Below are 16,441 nucleotides of genomic sequence, written 5' to 3'. Positions count from 1 at the left end.
AGAGGCCGATTGGAAAAATCCGTAGGGCAACTGACTGAGGCGGACGAGCTCTTCTGCCACCAGACGACCGAGACGTTCGCCAATGTCGCGACATCCGACCCCGCCTGGACCGAGCGCGCCTATGGCTGCGTCATCGCGAAGGACGACGGGTTTGCGCTGCATTGGGGCCTTGGCAAATACGTCAACCGTAACGTGATGGACGGGTTCGCGGGCATTGCGATCGGGCGCACGCAGCGCAACGTGCGGTTCAGCCGCCGGCTGGCGCCGCGGCCGATGGACATGGCGGTCGGCCCGTTCCGCCTCGAGGTGGTGGAGCCGCTCAAAGCCACCCGTGCGATCCTGGAGCCGACCGAGCATCAGCCGATCAGCTTCGACATCACCCAGCGGGTGATCGACCGGCCGTGGCAGGAGGATCGCTCCGTCGTGACGCGCGGCTATCGCACGGTGCAGGAGGACATGCGCTACGTCCTGTGCACCGAGGCGACCGGCTGGGTCGAGGTCGAAGGCCGGAGGATTGCGATCGAGGCGCCAGGCGGGTTCGGCTTTCGCGACCACAGTTGGGGGATCAAGCAGAATACCGGTCCCGCATCGCCGGAAACGCCGGACCGCGGCCGGATGCCCGTCGGGCTGCAATATCGACTGATCTGGTCGCCGTGCGTGCTGACGCTGCCGGACGGCCAGCCGTATCGCCTGCACATGTTCTGCTGGGAGACCCATAGCGCGCGCGGATCGCAGATCGTCAATGAAAGCAAGATCTTCGCGCCCGGCCCTTCAGGCGGGGTGCAGCACGTGCGCGAAACCCGCTTCGACCTGCGCTACGACCCCGCAACGCGCGAGCCGCTGGGCGGGCATATGCTCCTCGTCCTGCGCGACGGCAGCGAGCGGCCGATCCATATCGAGATCGCCGGTCAGTCGCGGGTGTGCCTCGGCATGGGGCTCTACAATGGCTATGGCGGCCATTATCACGGCGAGGCGCGCGGTGCGCTGCATGTGGAAGGGGACATGCTGCCCGATACCGGCGATCCCGCAGCGTGCGAGGCGGTACACCAGCTGCGCGACATCCTGATCCGGGTGTCTGATCCGGTCACCGGGGGCACGGGTTGGGGCATTCTCAACACCGAAATCACCGGCGCATGGCCGGATCTGGGGTTGCAAGATGCCAATTGGCGCTGATCCCATGGCGCACGAAACGCTGCTGACCCGCGCTCTGGATGGCGTCCACCGTCATATCGACCGCGACAACACGCCGCACTCGATCGCGGCGGTGGACGCCGGCTGGATCGAACGGCGGCTGAACGCGGCTGGGCACGATGTGACCCTGACCGGCTTCGATGCGACGCCGCTGGGGTCGGGGCTGATGGGCAACACCTATCGCCTTGCGCTTCGCCATGTGGATCCCGCACCGGGGACCCCGCGCAGCGTCGTTTTCAAATGCACCGGCGACAGCCCCGCGAGCCGGCAACTGGGCAAGCGCGGCTTCGGCATTGCGGGACGACCCGGCTTCTACGGTGCCGAGGTGCGCTTCTACGCGCAATTCGCCAGCGACCTGCCGATCCGCACACCGCGCGCCTATGCCACCTGGCTGAGCGACGAGGAGGACGAATTCTCGCTGCTGCTGGAGGATTTCCCCGACAGCGTCGCCGGTGACGAGTTCACGGGCTGCACGCGCGCGCAGGCGATCGAATGCATGGCCGGCCTTGCCGGGCTGCACGCGCCGCTGTGGAACAGCGACCTGCTGCGCGATGGCTGGCTGAAGCCAATATCCGCCGAGCTCAAGCCCGTGCTGGCGGGCAATATGGCGCGCGCCGTCGCGCGGCTGAAGGAGCGGCACCAGGCGCTGTTCACCGCCGAAGACATGACGGTGATCGAACGTTTCGCGCCGCATTATCCCGACTGGAGCTGCGCCGCCGGCCGCCCCGCTGCGCTGACGCACAGCGACTATCGCCTCGACAACATGCTGTTCGACGGCGGGCACAGTGTCGTGCTCGACTGGCAGACGTTCGCCACCGCGCATCCCGGGCGGGACACCGGTCTGTTCCTGGGGTGTAGCGTGCCCACCGAGACGCGCCGCGCGGTACAGGACGAAGCGCTGGGCGCCTATCACGCGCGGTTATGTGAACTAGGAGTGCGGGACTATTCGTACGACCAATGCGTCGACGACTTCCTGTTCGGCACGTTCATCGGGTTGCAGAACGTCGTCATCGGGATGAACGCCGTGCTCAGCACCGACCGCGGCACGCAGATGTTCCTGAACAAGCTGGCCAGGTGCCGCGCGACGATCGACGACCATCGCGCGCTCGACAGGTTCTTCGCGTGATGCACCCGGCGGACGAAGCTCCGTGGCGAGCTGCGAATGCAGCGAACGCGGTCGACGCTGCGGTGGTCGCGGTGGCGCGGTGCGATTCCGCGCGCGCTGCGGTCCATTTCGGAGGCAGGATACTTAGCTACGGCGATCTCGACCGGCTGGCCGATCAGGTTGCCTGCGCGATCGCTCGCGTTACGACGCCGGGAACACGCATCGCCTACCTCGGCCGGAACAGCGATTCCTGTTTGGTGCTCCTGCTCGCCGCGATGCGCACGGGCACTTGCCTGGTGCCGGTGAACTGGCGGTTGTCGGCGCAGGAAATCGCTTTCGTGCTCGCCGACAGCGAGGCGCAATGGCTGTTCGTCGAACCGGAGTTCGCGCCGCATCATGTCCCCGGCGGTACGGGTGCCGGAACGGGGCCAGCCGGCGTGATCCTGTCAGACGGTCTGGCGACGCTGACAGGCTGGGCCGCGGCGCAGGCGGCAGCGGGGCAGGGGGCGGCAAGCCTGCCCCCCTACGACCCGGCCGCCGGTTTTGTCCAATTGTACACATCAGGCACCACTGGTTTCCCCAAGGGCGTGGTCATCACCAACGAACGCTATTCAATCCATGTCGCGCGGTTGGGTGCCGATCCGGCGCGCTGGTGGATCGGTACGCGGGCGCAGGATGTCGTGCTGGTCGCAATGCCGATGTTCCACGTCTCGGGCTGCGGTATCGCGCTGGAGGCGCTGGCTGTCGGTGCCACCATCGTCCTGCTGCCTGCCTTCGATGCGCCGGGAATCCTGCATGCGATCGGCGCGCATCGCGTCACCCGCATCTTCCTGGTGCCCGCCGCGCTGCGGATCGTTTTGGAACTGCCTGCGGTGGCGACCGCCGACCTTCGCTGTCTGGAAACGCTGATGTACGGCGGCAGCCCGATCACGCCGGACCTGCAGGCGCTCGCCGACCGCCACCTGCGTTGCCGCTTCGTCCATTGCTACGGCATGACTGAAGCGGGCGGCAACATTTGCGTGCTGGAACAGCGATGCGACGATCCCGAAGTGCTGCGCGCCTCCGTGGGCCGGGCCATCCCGGGCACCGAGGTCCGCATTGCGGATCCGAGCGGCCGCGTCCTGCCTGCCGGGTTCAAGGGCGAGGTCCAGCTGCGCTCGCCGACGACGTTCGCCGGCTATTGGCACAATCCCGCCGCCACCACTGATGCCTATACCGCCGATGGCTGGATGCACACCGGCGACATCGGCTATCAGGATGATACCGGCCATCTGTTCCTGCTCGATCGGCTGGGCGACCTCATCATCTCTGGCGGCGAGAACATCTATCCGGTCGAGGTCGAGCGGCTGCTGGCGTTGCATGACGACATCGCCGATGTCGCGGTCATCGGGCTCGACCATCCTCATTGGGGGCAGGTGGTGACGGCCTGTGTCGTACCGCGATCGGGTGCGACGCTGACGCTGGCGGCGATTCACGAATGGCTTGACGGACGGCTGGCCCGCTACAAATTGCCGCGCGTGCTCCACGTTACCGATCTGCTGCCGCGCAATGCCGCCGGCAAAGTGCGCCGCGCCGCGCTGCGCGAGGCGCTGGCCGAGGCACGCCATGTGGCCTCGATCACGGACTGAGGCCGTGCGGCGCGGGACGCAGGCCGGAGCAGGGCGCGCGGGGATCAACCGTGCGGCTTGACCTGCGCGAGCTGCTGCACTTCGCGGTCGTAGCGGAGGAAGGCACCGTTACCGCCGCCGCCGCGCGGCTCGGCATCGCGCAGCCGTGGCTGTCGCAGCGGATGAAGGGGCTGGAGGACCGCCTGGGATTCGCGCTGTTCCGGCGCATCGGGCGACGCCTGGAGCTGACCGACGCTGGCGTGCGGATGTTCGACCATGCGCGACGGCTGGTGGCGACGGAAAAGGCGCTGCTGAACGAGGTGGCGATGATCCGCGGCGCCGTGGTAAACCGGCTGCGGGTGGGCGCACCGCCCTATAGCGGCCGGATCGCTGCGGTCGGCGACATGCTGACGATGCTGTCCGCGCATCTGCCGTCGCTGTCGGTTGAGATGGAGGTGGGCTGGTCGCCGCATCTGATCGATCGGGTGCGCCATGGCGACATTGATGCCGCCTTCGCGACCGCGCCCTTCGATTCCACCGGGCTGGCGATGGTGGCGGTCGATACGCTGCAACGCTATTTGCAATTCGTGGCCGGCGATCCGCTGTTCGGCAGCGCGCCGATCGCGCCTGGCGACTTGTCCGGACGGGCGATCGCCGTCTTTCCGCGCGGGGTGAACCCCCAGTTGTACGACCAGACGTTCGCGCCGTTGCAAGGCATCGTCGAACTCGTCGCGACCGGTTTCGACGGCCGTCCGCTCAAGCCGACCGTCGGCGGGCAAGCAACGATCCCCTCGTTCTTCGGGGTGGCGCGGCAACCGCCCCAGCCCGGGCTGCGCCCGCTGATCGGCCCCGAACCCACGACGCTGTGGCTGGTGGCGCGCGCCGACGACGAGCGTTCGGCCATCCGCCGACTGTTGGTCCGCGGCACCTAGACGATTTTCGTCTGATCGGATGCGGGTTGCGACTTGGACGGGCGGCCCGTCCCCATCGTACACCGCGCCGAGTGTCCCCCATGGAGTTCAACACCATGTCGACCGGCGTGCCGCGAATGCTGGAAGGTCTCAAGGTCATCGACATGACGTCGATTATCTTCGGCCCGTTCTGTACGCAGATCCTTGCCGACATGGGCGCGACGGTGATCAAGGTCGAAACCCCGCAAGGCGACCTGATGCGTCGATCGGGTGCTTATGCCAGGACCTATGGCATGGGCGCAGCGCACATGACGCTGAACCGCGGCAAGAAGTCGGTGGTGCTCGACCTGAAGCAGGATCGCGACGCAGAGGCGATGCGGCGGCTGATCGCCGGCAGCGACGTCTTCATCCACAATGTCCGTGGCAAGGCGATCGAGCGGCTCGGCTTCGGTTATGACGCCCTGACCGCGGTCAAGCGGGACCTGATCTACGTCCATTGCACTGGCTACGGCAGCGGCGGCCCCTATGCCGACCTGCCCGCCTATGACGACGTGATCCAGGCTGCGTCGGGGCTGGCGAGCTTGCCCGGCAAGGTCGATGGCAATCCCGTCCCGCGCTATACGCCCAGTACGATCGTCGACAAGGTCGCGGGCCTGTACGCGGCCTATGCGGTGCTCGCCGCCTTCATCCACCGCCTGCGCACGCAGGAGGGGCAGTTCGTCGAAGTCCCGATGTTCGAGACGTTCACCCAGTTCCTGCTGGAGGAGCACCTAGCTGGCGGCACGTTCGAACCCGCGTGCGGTCCGGTCGGTTATCGCCGCCAGCTCGAGCCTTTCCGCCAGCCGTTCCGTACCAGCGATGGCTATCTCAGCATCGTGCCCTATGGTGACGAGAATTGGGTGAAGGTACTGACCTTACTCGGCGATGCCGCCTTTCTGGACGATCCGCGGGTCGCCACGCCGGCGTTGCGCGTCGAGAATGCCGACGTCCTGTACCATAGGCTGGCCGAACTGACGCCTGCGCATTCCACCGCCACGTTGCAGGAGCTGTTCGTCGCGGCGTCGATCCCGGCGATGCCGGTGCGCGACATCGCCACTATCAAGGACGATCCGCACCTCTCCGCCACCGGCTTCTTCCGCCGGACCGCGCATCCCAGTGAAGGCGGCTATCATGCAATGCAGCCGCCGGTGCGTTTCGGGGTGGCGATGCCCGATCCGGGGCACGCCCCGTTGCTCGGCGAGCATACCGACGAGGTTCTGGCGAGCTTGAACATGACGGAACGGGACATGCCGCAAGCGACGCCCGTCGCGCGGTCGGCCGCATGATCGATCCCGCCCGCACGCCGGTGATCGCCGCGATCGGCGAGGCGGTCGACCGACCGACCGATTTGACGGACGCGTTGGAGCCGCTGGCCCTGATGGAGGCCGCGCTGCGCCGCGCGGTGAACGGGTTGCATGGCGAGGTGCTGGGGCGTGTCGATTCGATCGACGTCGTCAACCTGATCAGCTGGCCCTATGCCGCGCCGGCGGACCAATTGTGCATCCGGTTGGGGATATGGCCGGCGCGTCGCCATTATGGCGCAGTGGGCGGCGAGACGCCGGTCCGCTTCGTACACGCGGCCGCAGCGCGGATCGCGCGTGGCGAATCCGACATCGCCGTCATCTGCGGGGGCGAGGCGCACCTTTCGGCGGGGCGGGCGGCGGCCCGCGATGTCGCGCTGGACTGGACCCCGCCGCCCGCGATCGCGGCGCCGTCAATACGCGGGCAGGACACCGCCCACCCGCTGGCCAAGGCGATCGGCGCGCATCTCCCCGTAACCGTCTACCCCCTGTACGACAACGCGACCGCACACGGATGGTGTCAGCGACCCGATACGGCACTGCGTGAGAGTGCGGCATTGTGGGCGCGCATGTCTACGGTCGCGGCGCGCAATCCTCATTCGTGGGACGGCCGGTCGTATTCGGCGGATGAGATCGCGACGGCGGGACCCGATAACCGGATCATCGCCTGGCCCTATCGCAAACGGATGGTCGCCAATATCGGCGTGAATATGGGCGGCGCGCTGGTCGTGATGTCGCTGGCGACCGCGCGCGAACTCGGCCTGGACGATGGTCGGCTCGCCTTCGTCCAAGGTGGGCATCACGCCAAGGAGCCCGACGATTATCTGTTGCGTGACAGTTATGCCGGATGTGTCGCCCGCGATGCGGTGCTCGACGCCGCGCTCACAATCGCGCCGCACGGGTTCGATCACGTCGAGCTGTATTCCTGCTTCCCGGTCGTGCCCAAGGCGTCGCGTCGGCGCCTCGCGCTGGACGACCTGTATCCGTGCACGGTGACCGGCGGGCTCACTTTCTTCGGCGCGCCGCTCAACAATTACATGACCCATGCCGCAGCGGCGATGGTGCGCGCGCTACAGGATATGCCGGGCATCGGGCTGCTCTATGGGCAGGGCGGGTTCATGACCAAGCATGCGACGCTGGTGCTGTCGAGCCGGCCTGCGGAGGTGCCGTGGGTCGGGGACGAGGGATCGGTGATGGCCGATGTCGCCACACGCTATGGCGCGGTGCCGCGGTTCGACGATCGTCCCGACGGAGCCGCCACGCTGGAAACGTTCACCGTAGTGCACGACCGTAAAGGCGCACGGCGCGGCGTGGTCGTCGCGCGGACGGATCAGGGCAAGGCCCGCACGCTCGCGCGGGTGGACGAGCAGGAGATCGCCATGCTGGAGGATGACGCAGATTACCCGATCGGCCGACCCGGCCGCGTGTCGACCGGGGGCGACGGCATCCCGACATGGCGGTTCGCATGACGGATCGGGCGACAGGACCGGACGGGGAAATCCTCGTGTCGCGCGAAGGCGCGCATGTCGCACGCGTCACACTCAACCGGCCGGCGCAGGCGAATGCCGTATCGCCGCGCCTCGCGATCGAACTGGAAGCGGCGGTCGCGGCGCTGGAGGCGGATGATAGCGTCGTCGCGGTTGTTTTGAGTGCGGCGGGAACGCGCGCCTTTTGCGCGGGCGCCGACCTCAAGGCCATCGCTGCGGGCCAGCGCGATCAGCTCTATACCGAACGCGGTGGCTTCGCCGGCTTCGTGCAGGCGCCGCGCACCAAGTTCTGGATCGCCTGCGTCGAGGCGCCGGCGCTGGCGGGCGGTCTGGAAATCGCACTGGCGTGCGACATGATCGTGGCCTCCACCAACGCGACCTTTGGTCTGCCCGAGGTGCAGCGGGCGCTGATTGCTGCGGCGGGCGGGCTGGCCCGGCTGCCACGGCGCGTGCCACGCGGGTTGGCGCTGGAGATGATCGCGACGGGCGAGGCGGTGACGGCAACGCGCGCGCATGCCGCGGGGTTGGTCAACCACCTGACTCCATCCGGCGAAGCCTTTTACAAAGCGGTTGCGGTTGCAGAGCGTGTCGCGGCCAATGCGCCGCTGGCGGTGGCGGAAAGCTTGGCCGTCGCTCGGCGCGCAGACGATCTGACCGAGGCGGAGCTGTTCGCGCTCAGCCGCGCGGCCGCCGACCGCAATTATCGCACCCAGGATTTCGCCGAAGGACCGCGCGCCTTCATCGAGAAACGAGCACCGATCTGGGTCGGTGCCTGAAGCCTTCGACGTTGCGACATGCAGGAGCACGACATGACGAATACCACCTATACCATGACCATCGACGGCCGCGCCGTCGCGGGCGGCGCCACGATTGACGTGCTGAACCCGGCCACCGAGGAACTGATCGCACAGGCGCCGGCATGCAGCCGTGACGAGGTGGACCAGGCCGTCCAGAGCGCGCGGGCGGCGTTCGGCTCGTGGGCGGCAACGCCGATCGAGACGCGCCGCCGACTGGTCCGTGAGCTGGGCCAGACCGTGCTCGACAATCTGGAACCGCTCGCGCAGTTGCTGACCAGCGAGCAGGGCAAGCCGCTGTTCGAAGCGCGGATCGAGGTGGGCAGCCTGGGCCAGCTGCTCAAGGCGCAGAGCACGATCGATATCCCCGTGGAGGTCGCCGAGGACGGTCCGGAACGGATCGTCGAGACGCATTACGTGCCGATCGGCGTCGTTGCGGCGATCGTGCCATGGAATTTTCCGATGCTGTTGTCGGGCTTCAAGATCGGACCCGCCTTGCTTGCGGGCAATACGATGGTGCTGAAACCCTCGCCGTTCACGCCGCTGACCGCGCTGAAGCTGGGCGAGTTGACTCGCGACCTGCTGCCGCCAGGCGTGCTGAACGTCGTATCGGGCGCAGACGAGGTCGGTCCGTGGCTGACCGCGCATCCCGGCGTCGACAAGATCAGCTTCACCGGCTCAACCGCGATCGGCAAGAAGCTAATGGAAAATGCCGCGTCCTCGCTGAAGCGGCTGACGCTGGAGCTGGGCGGCAACGACGCCGCGATCGTTCTGCCGGATGTCGATGTCGATACCGTCGCCGAAAAGCTGTTCTGGTCGGCATTCGGCAACAACGGCCAGATTTGTATCGCGACCAAGCGCCTGTATATCCACACCGACGTTTACGAACCGATCCGTGACGCGATGGCCGACTACGCCCGCCGGATGACGGTCGGGAACGGTGCGGTGAAGGGCACGCGGCTCGGCCCGATCAACAACAGGCCGCAGTACGAACGCGTCAAGAGCATCATCGCCGATGCGCGCGAGCGAGGCCTGACGTTCATCGTCGGTGGCGAGGATATCGAGGGTCCGGGCTATTTCGTGCCGATCACGTTGATCGACAACCCGCCCGAGAATGCGCGCGTCGTGGCGGAGGAGCAGTTCGGGCCGGTTTTGCCGCTGCTGCGCTACGACTCGGTCGACGAGGTGATCGCGCGCGCCAACGACTGCGAATATGGGCTGGCGGGATCGGTCTGGTCGTCCGACGAGGACGCCGCGATTGCGGTCGCGCGTCGGCTGAACACAGGCACGGTGTTCATCAACCACGATCAGTATCTGTCGCCCTTCGCGCCCTTTGGTGGTCAGAAGAGTTCGGGGATCGGCGTGGAGGGGGGCGTCGCCGGCGTGCTCGAATACACCTATCCGCAGACGCTGGTCCGCCGCAAGCCGCAGCCCGCCGCGGCCGCCTGAGCGCGGTCCGGCGCTGAGTCCAGCCGGGTTATGAGCTCAACCCGGCCAGGGAACTCAACCTACCCGGAGCATGGTGCGACGATGACGGATGGTCTGATCAATTTCCGGTCCGTCGGCGACATGGCGGTCGACGGCGGCCGGATGCGCGGCGACCGGTTATACCGGTCGGGCCATTTCGGTGGCCTCACGCCGGCCGCGCGCTCGCTGGTTCTGGGAAAGGCGTTCGCGACGGTCGTCGATCTGCGCTACGCTGGCGAACGCGCGACCGACCTGTCCGACTGGCCAGCGGAAATGGCGGATCGCATCCTGTCGCATGACGGCGACCGCACGCGCGAATCGCCGCATCTCGAACTGCTGCGCGCGGGATCGCTGACCGTGGACAGCGTCGACGACTTCTACCACACCCTGTATGCCGAATTGCCGTTCGATCCACTGTACCGGTCGCTGTTCGCTGCGGCAGTGGAGCGCATTGCCGCGACGCCCGGCGTCACGCTGATCCACTGCAGCGCGGGAAAGGACAGGACGGGTATCCTGTGTGCGCTGATCCTGCGCATGGTCGGGGCGGACATGGCGGACATCGAGGCGGATTATCTCGCGTCGCGCCATGCCTCCGGCTTTGCGGAGATGAAGCGGGCAATCGCCGCGCGGGTCGAAGCGCGATACGGCTATGCCGTGGCGGACGATGCGCTCGACGCGCTGCTGGGAGTCGAGCGTGCGTATCTGCAGGCCACGTTCGGTGCGATCGCGGCGCGCTGTGGTGGGGTCGAACCCTATTTCGCGCAGTCCGGTATCAACGCCGACCATATCGCCGCGCTGCGGGCTTGGCTGATTGCCAAGCCGGACCCCAAATAGCAGGCTATTCTTTGACCGTTACGGTCGCGACGTTGTTCCGGTCGGCGCGGGGCTGTGCCCGCTCGGGTCGAAAGGATTGCGTTGCAGAACGAGGTGCATCACCAACATCGCGCCCACCGTGCATAGCACCAGCGTCACGAGGCCGCCGGTCTGGGTGACCGCCCAGGAAAAGCGGCCGTTGACGACGATCGTCGCCGGCATCGCGACGAAGCCGAACATGGCAAGGTAGACGGTCGGGATGACCGCGAACGGTGCCAGCGCGCGTACGCCGCGCAGGTGCGCGCGATAGCGATACAGCAGCGCGGACGCCGCGAACATGCCGCCACCATTCACCCCCACCCACCAGAAGGGCAGCTTGGTGAGCAGGACCAGCGGCTGGCGGCCGTAGTACATGTACAGGCCGGGGATGTTCAGCAGCACTTCCTCCATCGCCACATTGAGCAGCGCGTTCACCCCGAGCGCGATCCACAAAACCTTCGTGCTGACGTTGCGCAGGAACAGGGCATAGCTGCCAAGGCAGCCGATCGACCCGGCCGAGAACCATACGGTGACGGTGAACCACGTCATCGGTCGCCCCATGATGGTGAAGGCGACGTGACCAGGCGCCCAAGGCCAGTAAATGCCGCCGAGCACGTCGACATAGACTTCCGGCACGACCAGCATCACGCTGCCGAGTACGATCGTGACCGGGAGGATGTGTTTGTAGCGGATCGCCTCGCGAACCGCGAAGCCGAGGAGGCCGAGGCCCCCGGCCAGCAGGACGATCAGCGCGATAGACGCCGTGTCGGCGCGATAGGCCAGGTCAGGCAATACCGGCAGGCCAGACACGGGATCGAACGCGACGATACTGGTGGCGTCCTGCGCCAGCGCCACGCCAGGCGACACCGCCAGCAGCATCGACGCTGCGATCGCCATCATCCTTGCCGTTCGCATCGCACCGTTTGGGCGGCCAGGTTCGATGTTTGGGGCCGTTATCGGGGCTCCTGTTCGGCCGTTGGAGAAGGGGGGCAGGGGCCGCATCGCTCTATGCCGCGTCCGGGCTGGCGCGGCGCCGTGACATGCCGGGCGCGATCGTCAGGCGGGACATCTGGGCGGGGCCGTTATGTATCCGCCCGGACGCATGTGCTGACCGCAGTGACGTTCGGCGCGTCGGGCGCGCCCCTCTGCCACAGATCGGTCGCCGCCACGCACATCGTTCGGCCTTGGCGCAGGATGGCGGCGCGGCAGGTCAGGGCATCGGAGACGAAGCACGGTTTGAGATAGCGTATCTCGAAGCTGACCCGACGCAGCGGGCTATCGCCCCGCCAGGCGTCGATCAGCGGCCGGGTGGCATATTCGGCCAGCGCGCCGCTGATCCCGCCATGAAACGCACCGACGTGGCGCATGCCGACGAAATCGGGCGAGGGCGGCAGATGCAGGCGCTCCTCTTCGGTGACGCAGCCCAGAAAGGCGGCGAAATCGGGCAGGTCTGCAGTGGATCGCACCGGTGGAAGGTCCAGCGGCGCACCGACATCCGCGCTGGTGCGGTTGCCCGGAAACCGCCCGACCAGAAACGCGCCGGTGGCGGTCGCCACCAGTCCGCCGTCATCCAGCGCGCGAATGTCGGCGGTGGCGGTCGCGACACCGGCGTGCAGCAGGACGACCCGCGGCACCACGCTCAATCCAGCGTATGGTGAAAGATCGGCATGCCAGTCGAGGCGCAGGTTGAGCGTCGTCGCGGCTCCGGGCGTGGGCGTGCTGCGGCTAATATGATGCCCCATCGCGTGGTCGGCCGCGATGATCAGCGCGCCACAATCCAGCCGTCGCGATCCGGGTTCGCACAGGTGCGGTCGCCAAGGCTGCTCCAGACGCGTGATATGGTCGCAATGCGTGACGCTGAAGCCCATTGCCGCCTCGACCGGCGACCGGCCGAGATACCGCGTCACAGGGCAGTCGGACGCCGGACCTGGCGGGGGCGGGTCCAGCGGGGGCGGGTCAAGCGGGGGCGGGACCGGCATGGCCACTGCCGGGTTCTGCATCGTCATCCTGCGCTCGGCTGCTGCTGGAATTGCAGGGCGTCCGCCTCGATGCCGACCCACGCCTGCTTCGATGCCGTCCACACATGCATGCCGGGCTGAACCGTCGACGTGTCGTCCAGTGTGCCCGCCTTGATGTACACGAGGCCGGGTGCCGACGAACTGACCGAGAACAGGGGCGATCCACATCGCGCGCAAAAGCGGCGGAACAATGTCGCGCCACTCTCCGCCGTGTCCTGATATTCGGCGACCTCGCCCATGACGGTCAGCTTGGCCTCGCTCACGCCCAAGTTGACCGAAAACGCGCTGCCCGACTGTTTCTGGCAATGCGCACAATGACACACGCCGGTGAACTTCGGCCGGCCTTCGAACGCGTAGCGAACGCTCCCGCAAAGGCATCCACCACTCGACATCGAATTCTCCTCCACCAACATTCTCCGGTACAATCTCATTGACTGATCGATCAGTCAATGAGATTGTGTCGGCATAACGATAGGAGCGGATCATGAACGAGTCGGAATCTCCCGTTATTCATCTCAGTATGGATGGGCCTATCGCGCGTCTCACGCTGGCGCGCCCCGCCGCAGGCAATGCGCTGGGCGCGCGGACCGGCAAGGCATTGCGGGAGGCGTTCGAAACGGTCGAGCAGAACGATAGCCTGCGGTGCCTGCTGCTGGTGTCCCAGGGGCGCGCGTTCTGCGTTGGGGGCGACCTGGCCGAATTTGCCCAACTGTCACCGCTGGCGCCCGCAATCGACGCGCTGGTTGACGACTTCCATGGCGCGTGCGCGGCGATGGCCCGCCTGTCGATCCCGGTGGTGACTTTGGTGCAGGGGGCCGCCGCGGGTGCTGGCCTGGCGTTGGTCGGGCTCAGCGATATCGCGATTGCCAGCCGCGGGGCGACGTTCGCCTATGCCTATCCAAAGGTCGGCTTTTCCTCCGACGGCGGCTTGACGTGGCTGCTCCCCCGTCTGATCGGCGTGCGGGCATTCCAGACATTCTCGCTGCTCGGGCAATCCTGGGATGCGGCGGCTGCTCTGTCGGCCGGGCTCGTGTCCGAGGTGGTCGATGCGGACGATTTGTCGGCGCGTGGGGAGGCGATCGCGCTTGAGCTCGCCCGCGGCCCGACCCGCGCTTTCGGCGAAATCCGCCGCCTGATGCTGACCGGCCTTGGCCGTGGCTATTCCGAGCATCTGGCCGAGGAGCAGGACGCGATGGTGCGTCTGGCTGACACCGAGGACGCGCGTACCGCCATCCCGGCGTTTCTTGTGCGGCAGGCACCCGCCTATGTTGGTCGGTGATCGAAGGGAACACGCGCATGGATACTGATCCCGCCTCGCCCCGCTCAGCCGACGACCTATTGGTGACCTATGCGGTTGAGGATGGCCTGGCGCTGGTGACGCTCAATCGTCCCGCCGCCGCCAACGCACAGTCGTTCGATCTGCTGTATGCGCTAGACGACTGTTTCCGCCGCGCGGTCGACGATCCCGACGTCGTGGCGATTGCGCTGCGCGGCGCGGGCAAGCACTTTTCCGCCGGGCACGACACCGCCAGCGGCGACCTGCGCACCTGGACGCGCGACGTGGCGCCGCGCACGACCTGGTACGATCATGGCGCGCTGACCGGCGTGGAACGGCAATATGTCGCCGAGCAGGAGGTGTATCTTGGCCTGTGCCGGCGCTGGCGCGCCCTGCCAAAACCGACCATCGCACTGGTCCAGGGCGCCTGCATTTCAGCCGGTCTGATGCTGGCGTGGGTCTGCGACCTGATCGTGGCGTCCGACGACGCCTATTTCATGGACAACACGGTCAGCTTGGGCGTTCCCGGCGTCGAATACTTCGCCCACGCCTTCGAACTGCCGCCGCGGGTCGCACGCGAGTTCCTGCTATTGGGCGAACGCATGACGGCGCAGCGGGCGTATGCGCTAGGCATGGTCAACCGGATCGTGGCGCGCGACGAGTTACTCGGCGAGGCGAGGCGGATCGCCGATATGATCAAGGCCAGGAGCCGCTTCGCCGTATCGCTAGCCAAGCAGGCGATGAACGTCGTCGACGATCTGCAAGGCAAGCGCAGCGCGACCGACGCGGTCTTTGCGATGCACCATCTGGCGCACGCGCACAATCAGGCGACCACGGGTCGCAGCATCCTCATGCCGGCGCAAAAATAGGCGCCGCGACATTCCACTTCATCGATATGATGGGAGAAGACGTCATCATGGCAACGATCATCCGTGAAACCGAAGTGGCGACAGGCCGCGAATATCTTTCCGGCCTCTATGCCCCCGTGCCCGACGAACGCGTCGCGGCGGACCTGCCGGTCGACGGCCGGTTGCCGACCGATCTCGACGGGATCTTCGTACAGAATATGCCCAATCCGGCGTTCGATCCGGGGGCCGGGCACAGCTGGTTCGATGGCGACGGCATGGTGCACAGCGTCGAGATCCGCAACGGCCGCGCGACCTATCGCAACCGCTTTATCGAAACGGCGGGACTGAAGGAGGATCGCGCGGCAGGGCGCGCGACCTATGTCGGCAGCCTCGCCCTGCCGGGCCTTGGCAAGCGCCACAAGAACACCGCCAATACTGACCTCATCTGGCATGGTGGCCGGCTGCTGGCGCTGTGGTGGGAAGGTGGGGTTCCCTATGAGATTTCACTCCCCTCGCTCGAGACGGTTGGCACATTCGACTATGCCGGCACGCTCGATCGCGGCATGACCTCGCATGCCAAGCTCGATCCCAACACCGGCGAGATGTACTTCATCTCCTGGGGCACCAAGCGGCCCTATCTGTCCGTGGGCGTCGCCACCGACGACGGCCGGATCGCCCGCACGGTCGATATCGACCTGCCCGGGCCGCGCGTGCAGCACGACATGGCGATCAGCGGCAAATACGTCTGCGTTTTTGATTTTCCCTTGGCGGTGGATCTGCGCGAGGACGCGCCGGCGCTCGGCTTCAAGATGACGCCGATGCCGTCGCGGATCGGGTTGCTGTCGCGGGCTGACCTCGATGCGCCGGTGCGCTGGTTCGAGGCCGAGCCATGTTATATGTGGCATGTGATGTGTGCCTATGACGACGGCGACGATTTCGTTCTGCTGGGCGTACGCACGCACGAAGCGACCGATGTCGATGCCGAAGGCAAGCACCGTGGTGACCGTCCGCTGGTGGATGGCGAGCATCGCTTCGACAGCTATCTGCACGAATGGCGGATCAATACCGCGACCGGCGCAGTGACGGAACGCGACGTCGATGATGCCCTGGCGGAATTCCCGCGGGTCAACGACCGGTATATGGCGCGTCGTCAGCACGTCGGTTATCTGGCACTGGTCGACGGCGATGCGCCCACGCTGCGGGCGAAGGGCATAGCGAGATATGATCTGGACGATTACAGCCGCCAAGACGTCCTGTTCCCCGAAGCCTGCTACGGCTACGAACCATGCTTCGCCCCGAAAATGGGGGCGACCGACGAGGATGAGGGCTATATCCTGAATTTCGTGACCGACAGCGAACGCGGCACGTCAGAATTGTGGGTCACCGATGCGCAGCACTTCGCCCAGGGGCCAGTCGCGCGGGTCAAGCTGCCACGACGCGTGCCGCCGGGCTTCCACGGCCGCTGGATCGAAGCGTCGAAATATGCTGAGAAGTGCTAGGTGAAGGCGCGCGGGGGCGACTTTCCGACGGATCGACGCTCCCGCA

15 protein-coding genes are annotated in these 16,441 nt (G+C 66.7%); 12 read left to right on the top strand and 3 right to left on the bottom strand.

What is annotated here, in order from left to right; genetic code table 11:
- Window positions 1-9: 9 nt before the first annotated feature.
- The 9 genes from GGR45_RS16000 to GGR45_RS15960 all read left to right on the top strand — a co-directional run bounded on the left by GGR45_RS16000 (window position 10) and on the right by GGR45_RS15960 (window position 10,736).
- Complete coding sequence (locus tag GGR45_RS16000) at window positions 10-1,173, top strand: Rv3169 family protein (RefSeq protein WP_175310612.1); 1,164 nt, start codon at window positions 10-12, stop codon at window positions 1,171-1,173.
- Window positions 1,157-2,317, top strand: a complete 1,161-nt coding sequence (locus GGR45_RS15995) for a phosphotransferase family protein (protein ID WP_175310613.1) — start codon at window positions 1,157-1,159, stop codon at window positions 2,315-2,317. The genes GGR45_RS16000 and GGR45_RS15995 overlap by 17 nt, the downstream gene beginning before the upstream one ends.
- Window positions 2,317-3,924 carry an AMP-binding protein gene (locus GGR45_RS15990; RefSeq protein WP_246358271.1) on the top strand — a complete coding sequence of 536 codons (1,608 nt, stop codon included), beginning with the start codon at window positions 2,317-2,319 and terminating at the stop codon, window positions 3,922-3,924. The genes GGR45_RS15995 and GGR45_RS15990 overlap by 1 nt, the downstream gene beginning before the upstream one ends.
- Before the next feature lie 50 nt (window positions 3,925-3,974).
- The gene (locus tag GGR45_RS15985) at window positions 3,975-4,835 is read left to right on the top strand and encodes a LysR family transcriptional regulator (protein WP_175310615.1); all 861 of its coding nucleotides are present in this window, start codon (window positions 3,975-3,977) and stop codon (window positions 4,833-4,835) included.
- Window positions 4,836-4,915: 80 nt separating this feature from the next.
- Complete coding sequence (locus tag GGR45_RS15980; protein WP_246358266.1) at window positions 4,916-6,139, top strand: CaiB/BaiF CoA transferase family protein; 1,224 nt, start codon at window positions 4,916-4,918, stop codon at window positions 6,137-6,139.
- Complete coding sequence (locus GGR45_RS15975) at window positions 6,136-7,623, top strand: acetyl-CoA acetyltransferase (protein WP_175310616.1); 1,488 nt, start codon at window positions 6,136-6,138, stop codon at window positions 7,621-7,623. Before GGR45_RS15980 ends, GGR45_RS15975 begins: the two co-directional genes overlap by 4 nt.
- The gene (locus tag GGR45_RS15970; protein WP_175310617.1) at window positions 7,620-8,417 is read left to right on the top strand and encodes an enoyl-CoA hydratase-related protein; all 798 of its coding nucleotides are present in this window, start codon (window positions 7,620-7,622) and stop codon (window positions 8,415-8,417) included. The genes GGR45_RS15975 and GGR45_RS15970 overlap by 4 nt, the downstream gene beginning before the upstream one ends.
- A gap of 33 nt (window positions 8,418-8,450) precedes the next feature.
- Window positions 8,451-9,884, top strand: coding sequence for an aldehyde dehydrogenase family protein (locus tag GGR45_RS15965; RefSeq protein WP_175310618.1), 1,434 nt, complete (start codon window positions 8,451-8,453; stop codon window positions 9,882-9,884).
- 81 nt (window positions 9,885-9,965) lie between these two features.
- Window positions 9,966-10,736: a tyrosine-protein phosphatase gene (locus GGR45_RS15960; RefSeq protein WP_175310619.1), complete on the top strand. Its 771-nt coding sequence runs from the start codon at window positions 9,966-9,968 to the stop codon at window positions 10,734-10,736.
- An 18-nt stretch (window positions 10,737-10,754) separates the two neighbouring features.
- Here GGR45_RS15960 and GGR45_RS15955 read toward each other — a convergent pair whose 3' ends face one another.
- The 3 genes from GGR45_RS15955 to GGR45_RS15945 form a co-directional block, all read right to left on the bottom strand.
- Entirely contained in the window at window positions 10,755-11,651 is an 897-nt protein-coding gene (locus GGR45_RS15955) for a hypothetical protein (RefSeq protein WP_175310620.1), read from the bottom strand.
- Between the two features lie 185 nt (window positions 11,652-11,836).
- A complete protein-coding gene (locus tag GGR45_RS19940) occupies window positions 11,837-12,661 on the bottom strand; it encodes a PaaI family thioesterase (RefSeq protein WP_175310621.1) in 825 nt (274 codons plus the stop codon).
- A 95-nt stretch (window positions 12,662-12,756) separates the two neighbouring features.
- Window positions 12,757-13,179 carry a GFA family protein gene (locus GGR45_RS15945; protein WP_343051208.1) on the bottom strand — a complete coding sequence of 141 codons (423 nt, stop codon included), beginning with the start codon at window positions 13,177-13,179 and terminating at the stop codon, window positions 12,757-12,759.
- A gap of 77 nt (window positions 13,180-13,256) precedes the next feature.
- On the opposite strand from GGR45_RS15945, the gene GGR45_RS15940 reads away from it, so the two are divergent.
- From GGR45_RS15940 to GGR45_RS15930, 3 genes are read left to right on the top strand one after another with little or no spacing between them, the layout of a single operon-like run.
- Window positions 13,257-14,051: an enoyl-CoA hydratase/isomerase family protein gene (locus GGR45_RS15940; protein WP_175310622.1), complete on the top strand. Its 795-nt coding sequence runs from the start codon at window positions 13,257-13,259 to the stop codon at window positions 14,049-14,051.
- A 17-nt stretch (window positions 14,052-14,068) separates the two neighbouring features.
- The gene (locus tag GGR45_RS15935) at window positions 14,069-14,917 is read left to right on the top strand and encodes an enoyl-CoA hydratase (RefSeq protein ID WP_175310623.1); all 849 of its coding nucleotides are present in this window, start codon (window positions 14,069-14,071) and stop codon (window positions 14,915-14,917) included.
- 47 nt (window positions 14,918-14,964) lie between these two features.
- On the top strand, window positions 14,965-16,395 hold the full coding sequence (locus tag GGR45_RS15930) for a carotenoid oxygenase family protein (protein WP_175310624.1): 1,431 nt from the start codon (window positions 14,965-14,967) through the stop codon (window positions 16,393-16,395).
- The last annotated feature ends 46 nt before the right edge of the window (window positions 16,396-16,441 follow it).

This window comes from Sphingomonas zeae (genome assembly GCF_014197135.1).
In the GTDB taxonomy this organism is placed as follows: Bacteria; Pseudomonadota; Alphaproteobacteria; order Sphingomonadales; family Sphingomonadaceae; genus Sphingomonas; species Sphingomonas zeae.
The sequence above is the reverse complement of the archived record's forward strand: the minus strand, read 5'-3'. Positions and strand labels throughout refer to the sequence as shown.

Coding starts and splice junctions, on each gene's coding strand:
- GGR45_RS15995 (WP_175310613.1), top strand. CDS start 1,157: ATGCCAATTGGCGCTGATCCCATGGCGCACGAAACGCTGCTGACCCGC.
- GGR45_RS15990 (WP_246358271.1), top strand. CDS start 2,317: ATGCACCCGGCGGACGAAGCTCCGTGGCGAGCTGCGAATGCAGCGAAC.
- GGR45_RS15980 (WP_246358266.1), top strand. CDS start 4,916: ATGGAGTTCAACACCATGTCGACCGGCGTGCCGCGAATGCTGGAAGGT.
- GGR45_RS15975 (WP_175310616.1), top strand. CDS start 6,136: ATGATCGATCCCGCCCGCACGCCGGTGATCGCCGCGATCGGCGAGGCG.
- GGR45_RS15970 (WP_175310617.1), top strand. CDS start 7,620: ATGACGGATCGGGCGACAGGACCGGACGGGGAAATCCTCGTGTCGCGC.
- GGR45_RS15965 (WP_175310618.1), top strand. CDS start 8,451: ATGACGAATACCACCTATACCATGACCATCGACGGCCGCGCCGTCGCG.
- GGR45_RS15960 (WP_175310619.1), top strand. CDS start 9,966: ATGACGGATGGTCTGATCAATTTCCGGTCCGTCGGCGACATGGCGGTC.
- GGR45_RS15955 (WP_175310620.1), bottom strand. CDS start 11,651: ATGGCGATCGCAGCGTCGATGCTGCTGGCGGTGTCGCCTGGCGTGGCG.
- GGR45_RS15940 (WP_175310622.1), top strand. CDS start 13,257: ATGAACGAGTCGGAATCTCCCGTTATTCATCTCAGTATGGATGGGCCT.
- GGR45_RS15935 (WP_175310623.1), top strand. CDS start 14,069: ATGGATACTGATCCCGCCTCGCCCCGCTCAGCCGACGACCTATTGGTG.
- GGR45_RS15930 (WP_175310624.1), top strand. CDS start 14,965: ATGGCAACGATCATCCGTGAAACCGAAGTGGCGACAGGCCGCGAATAT.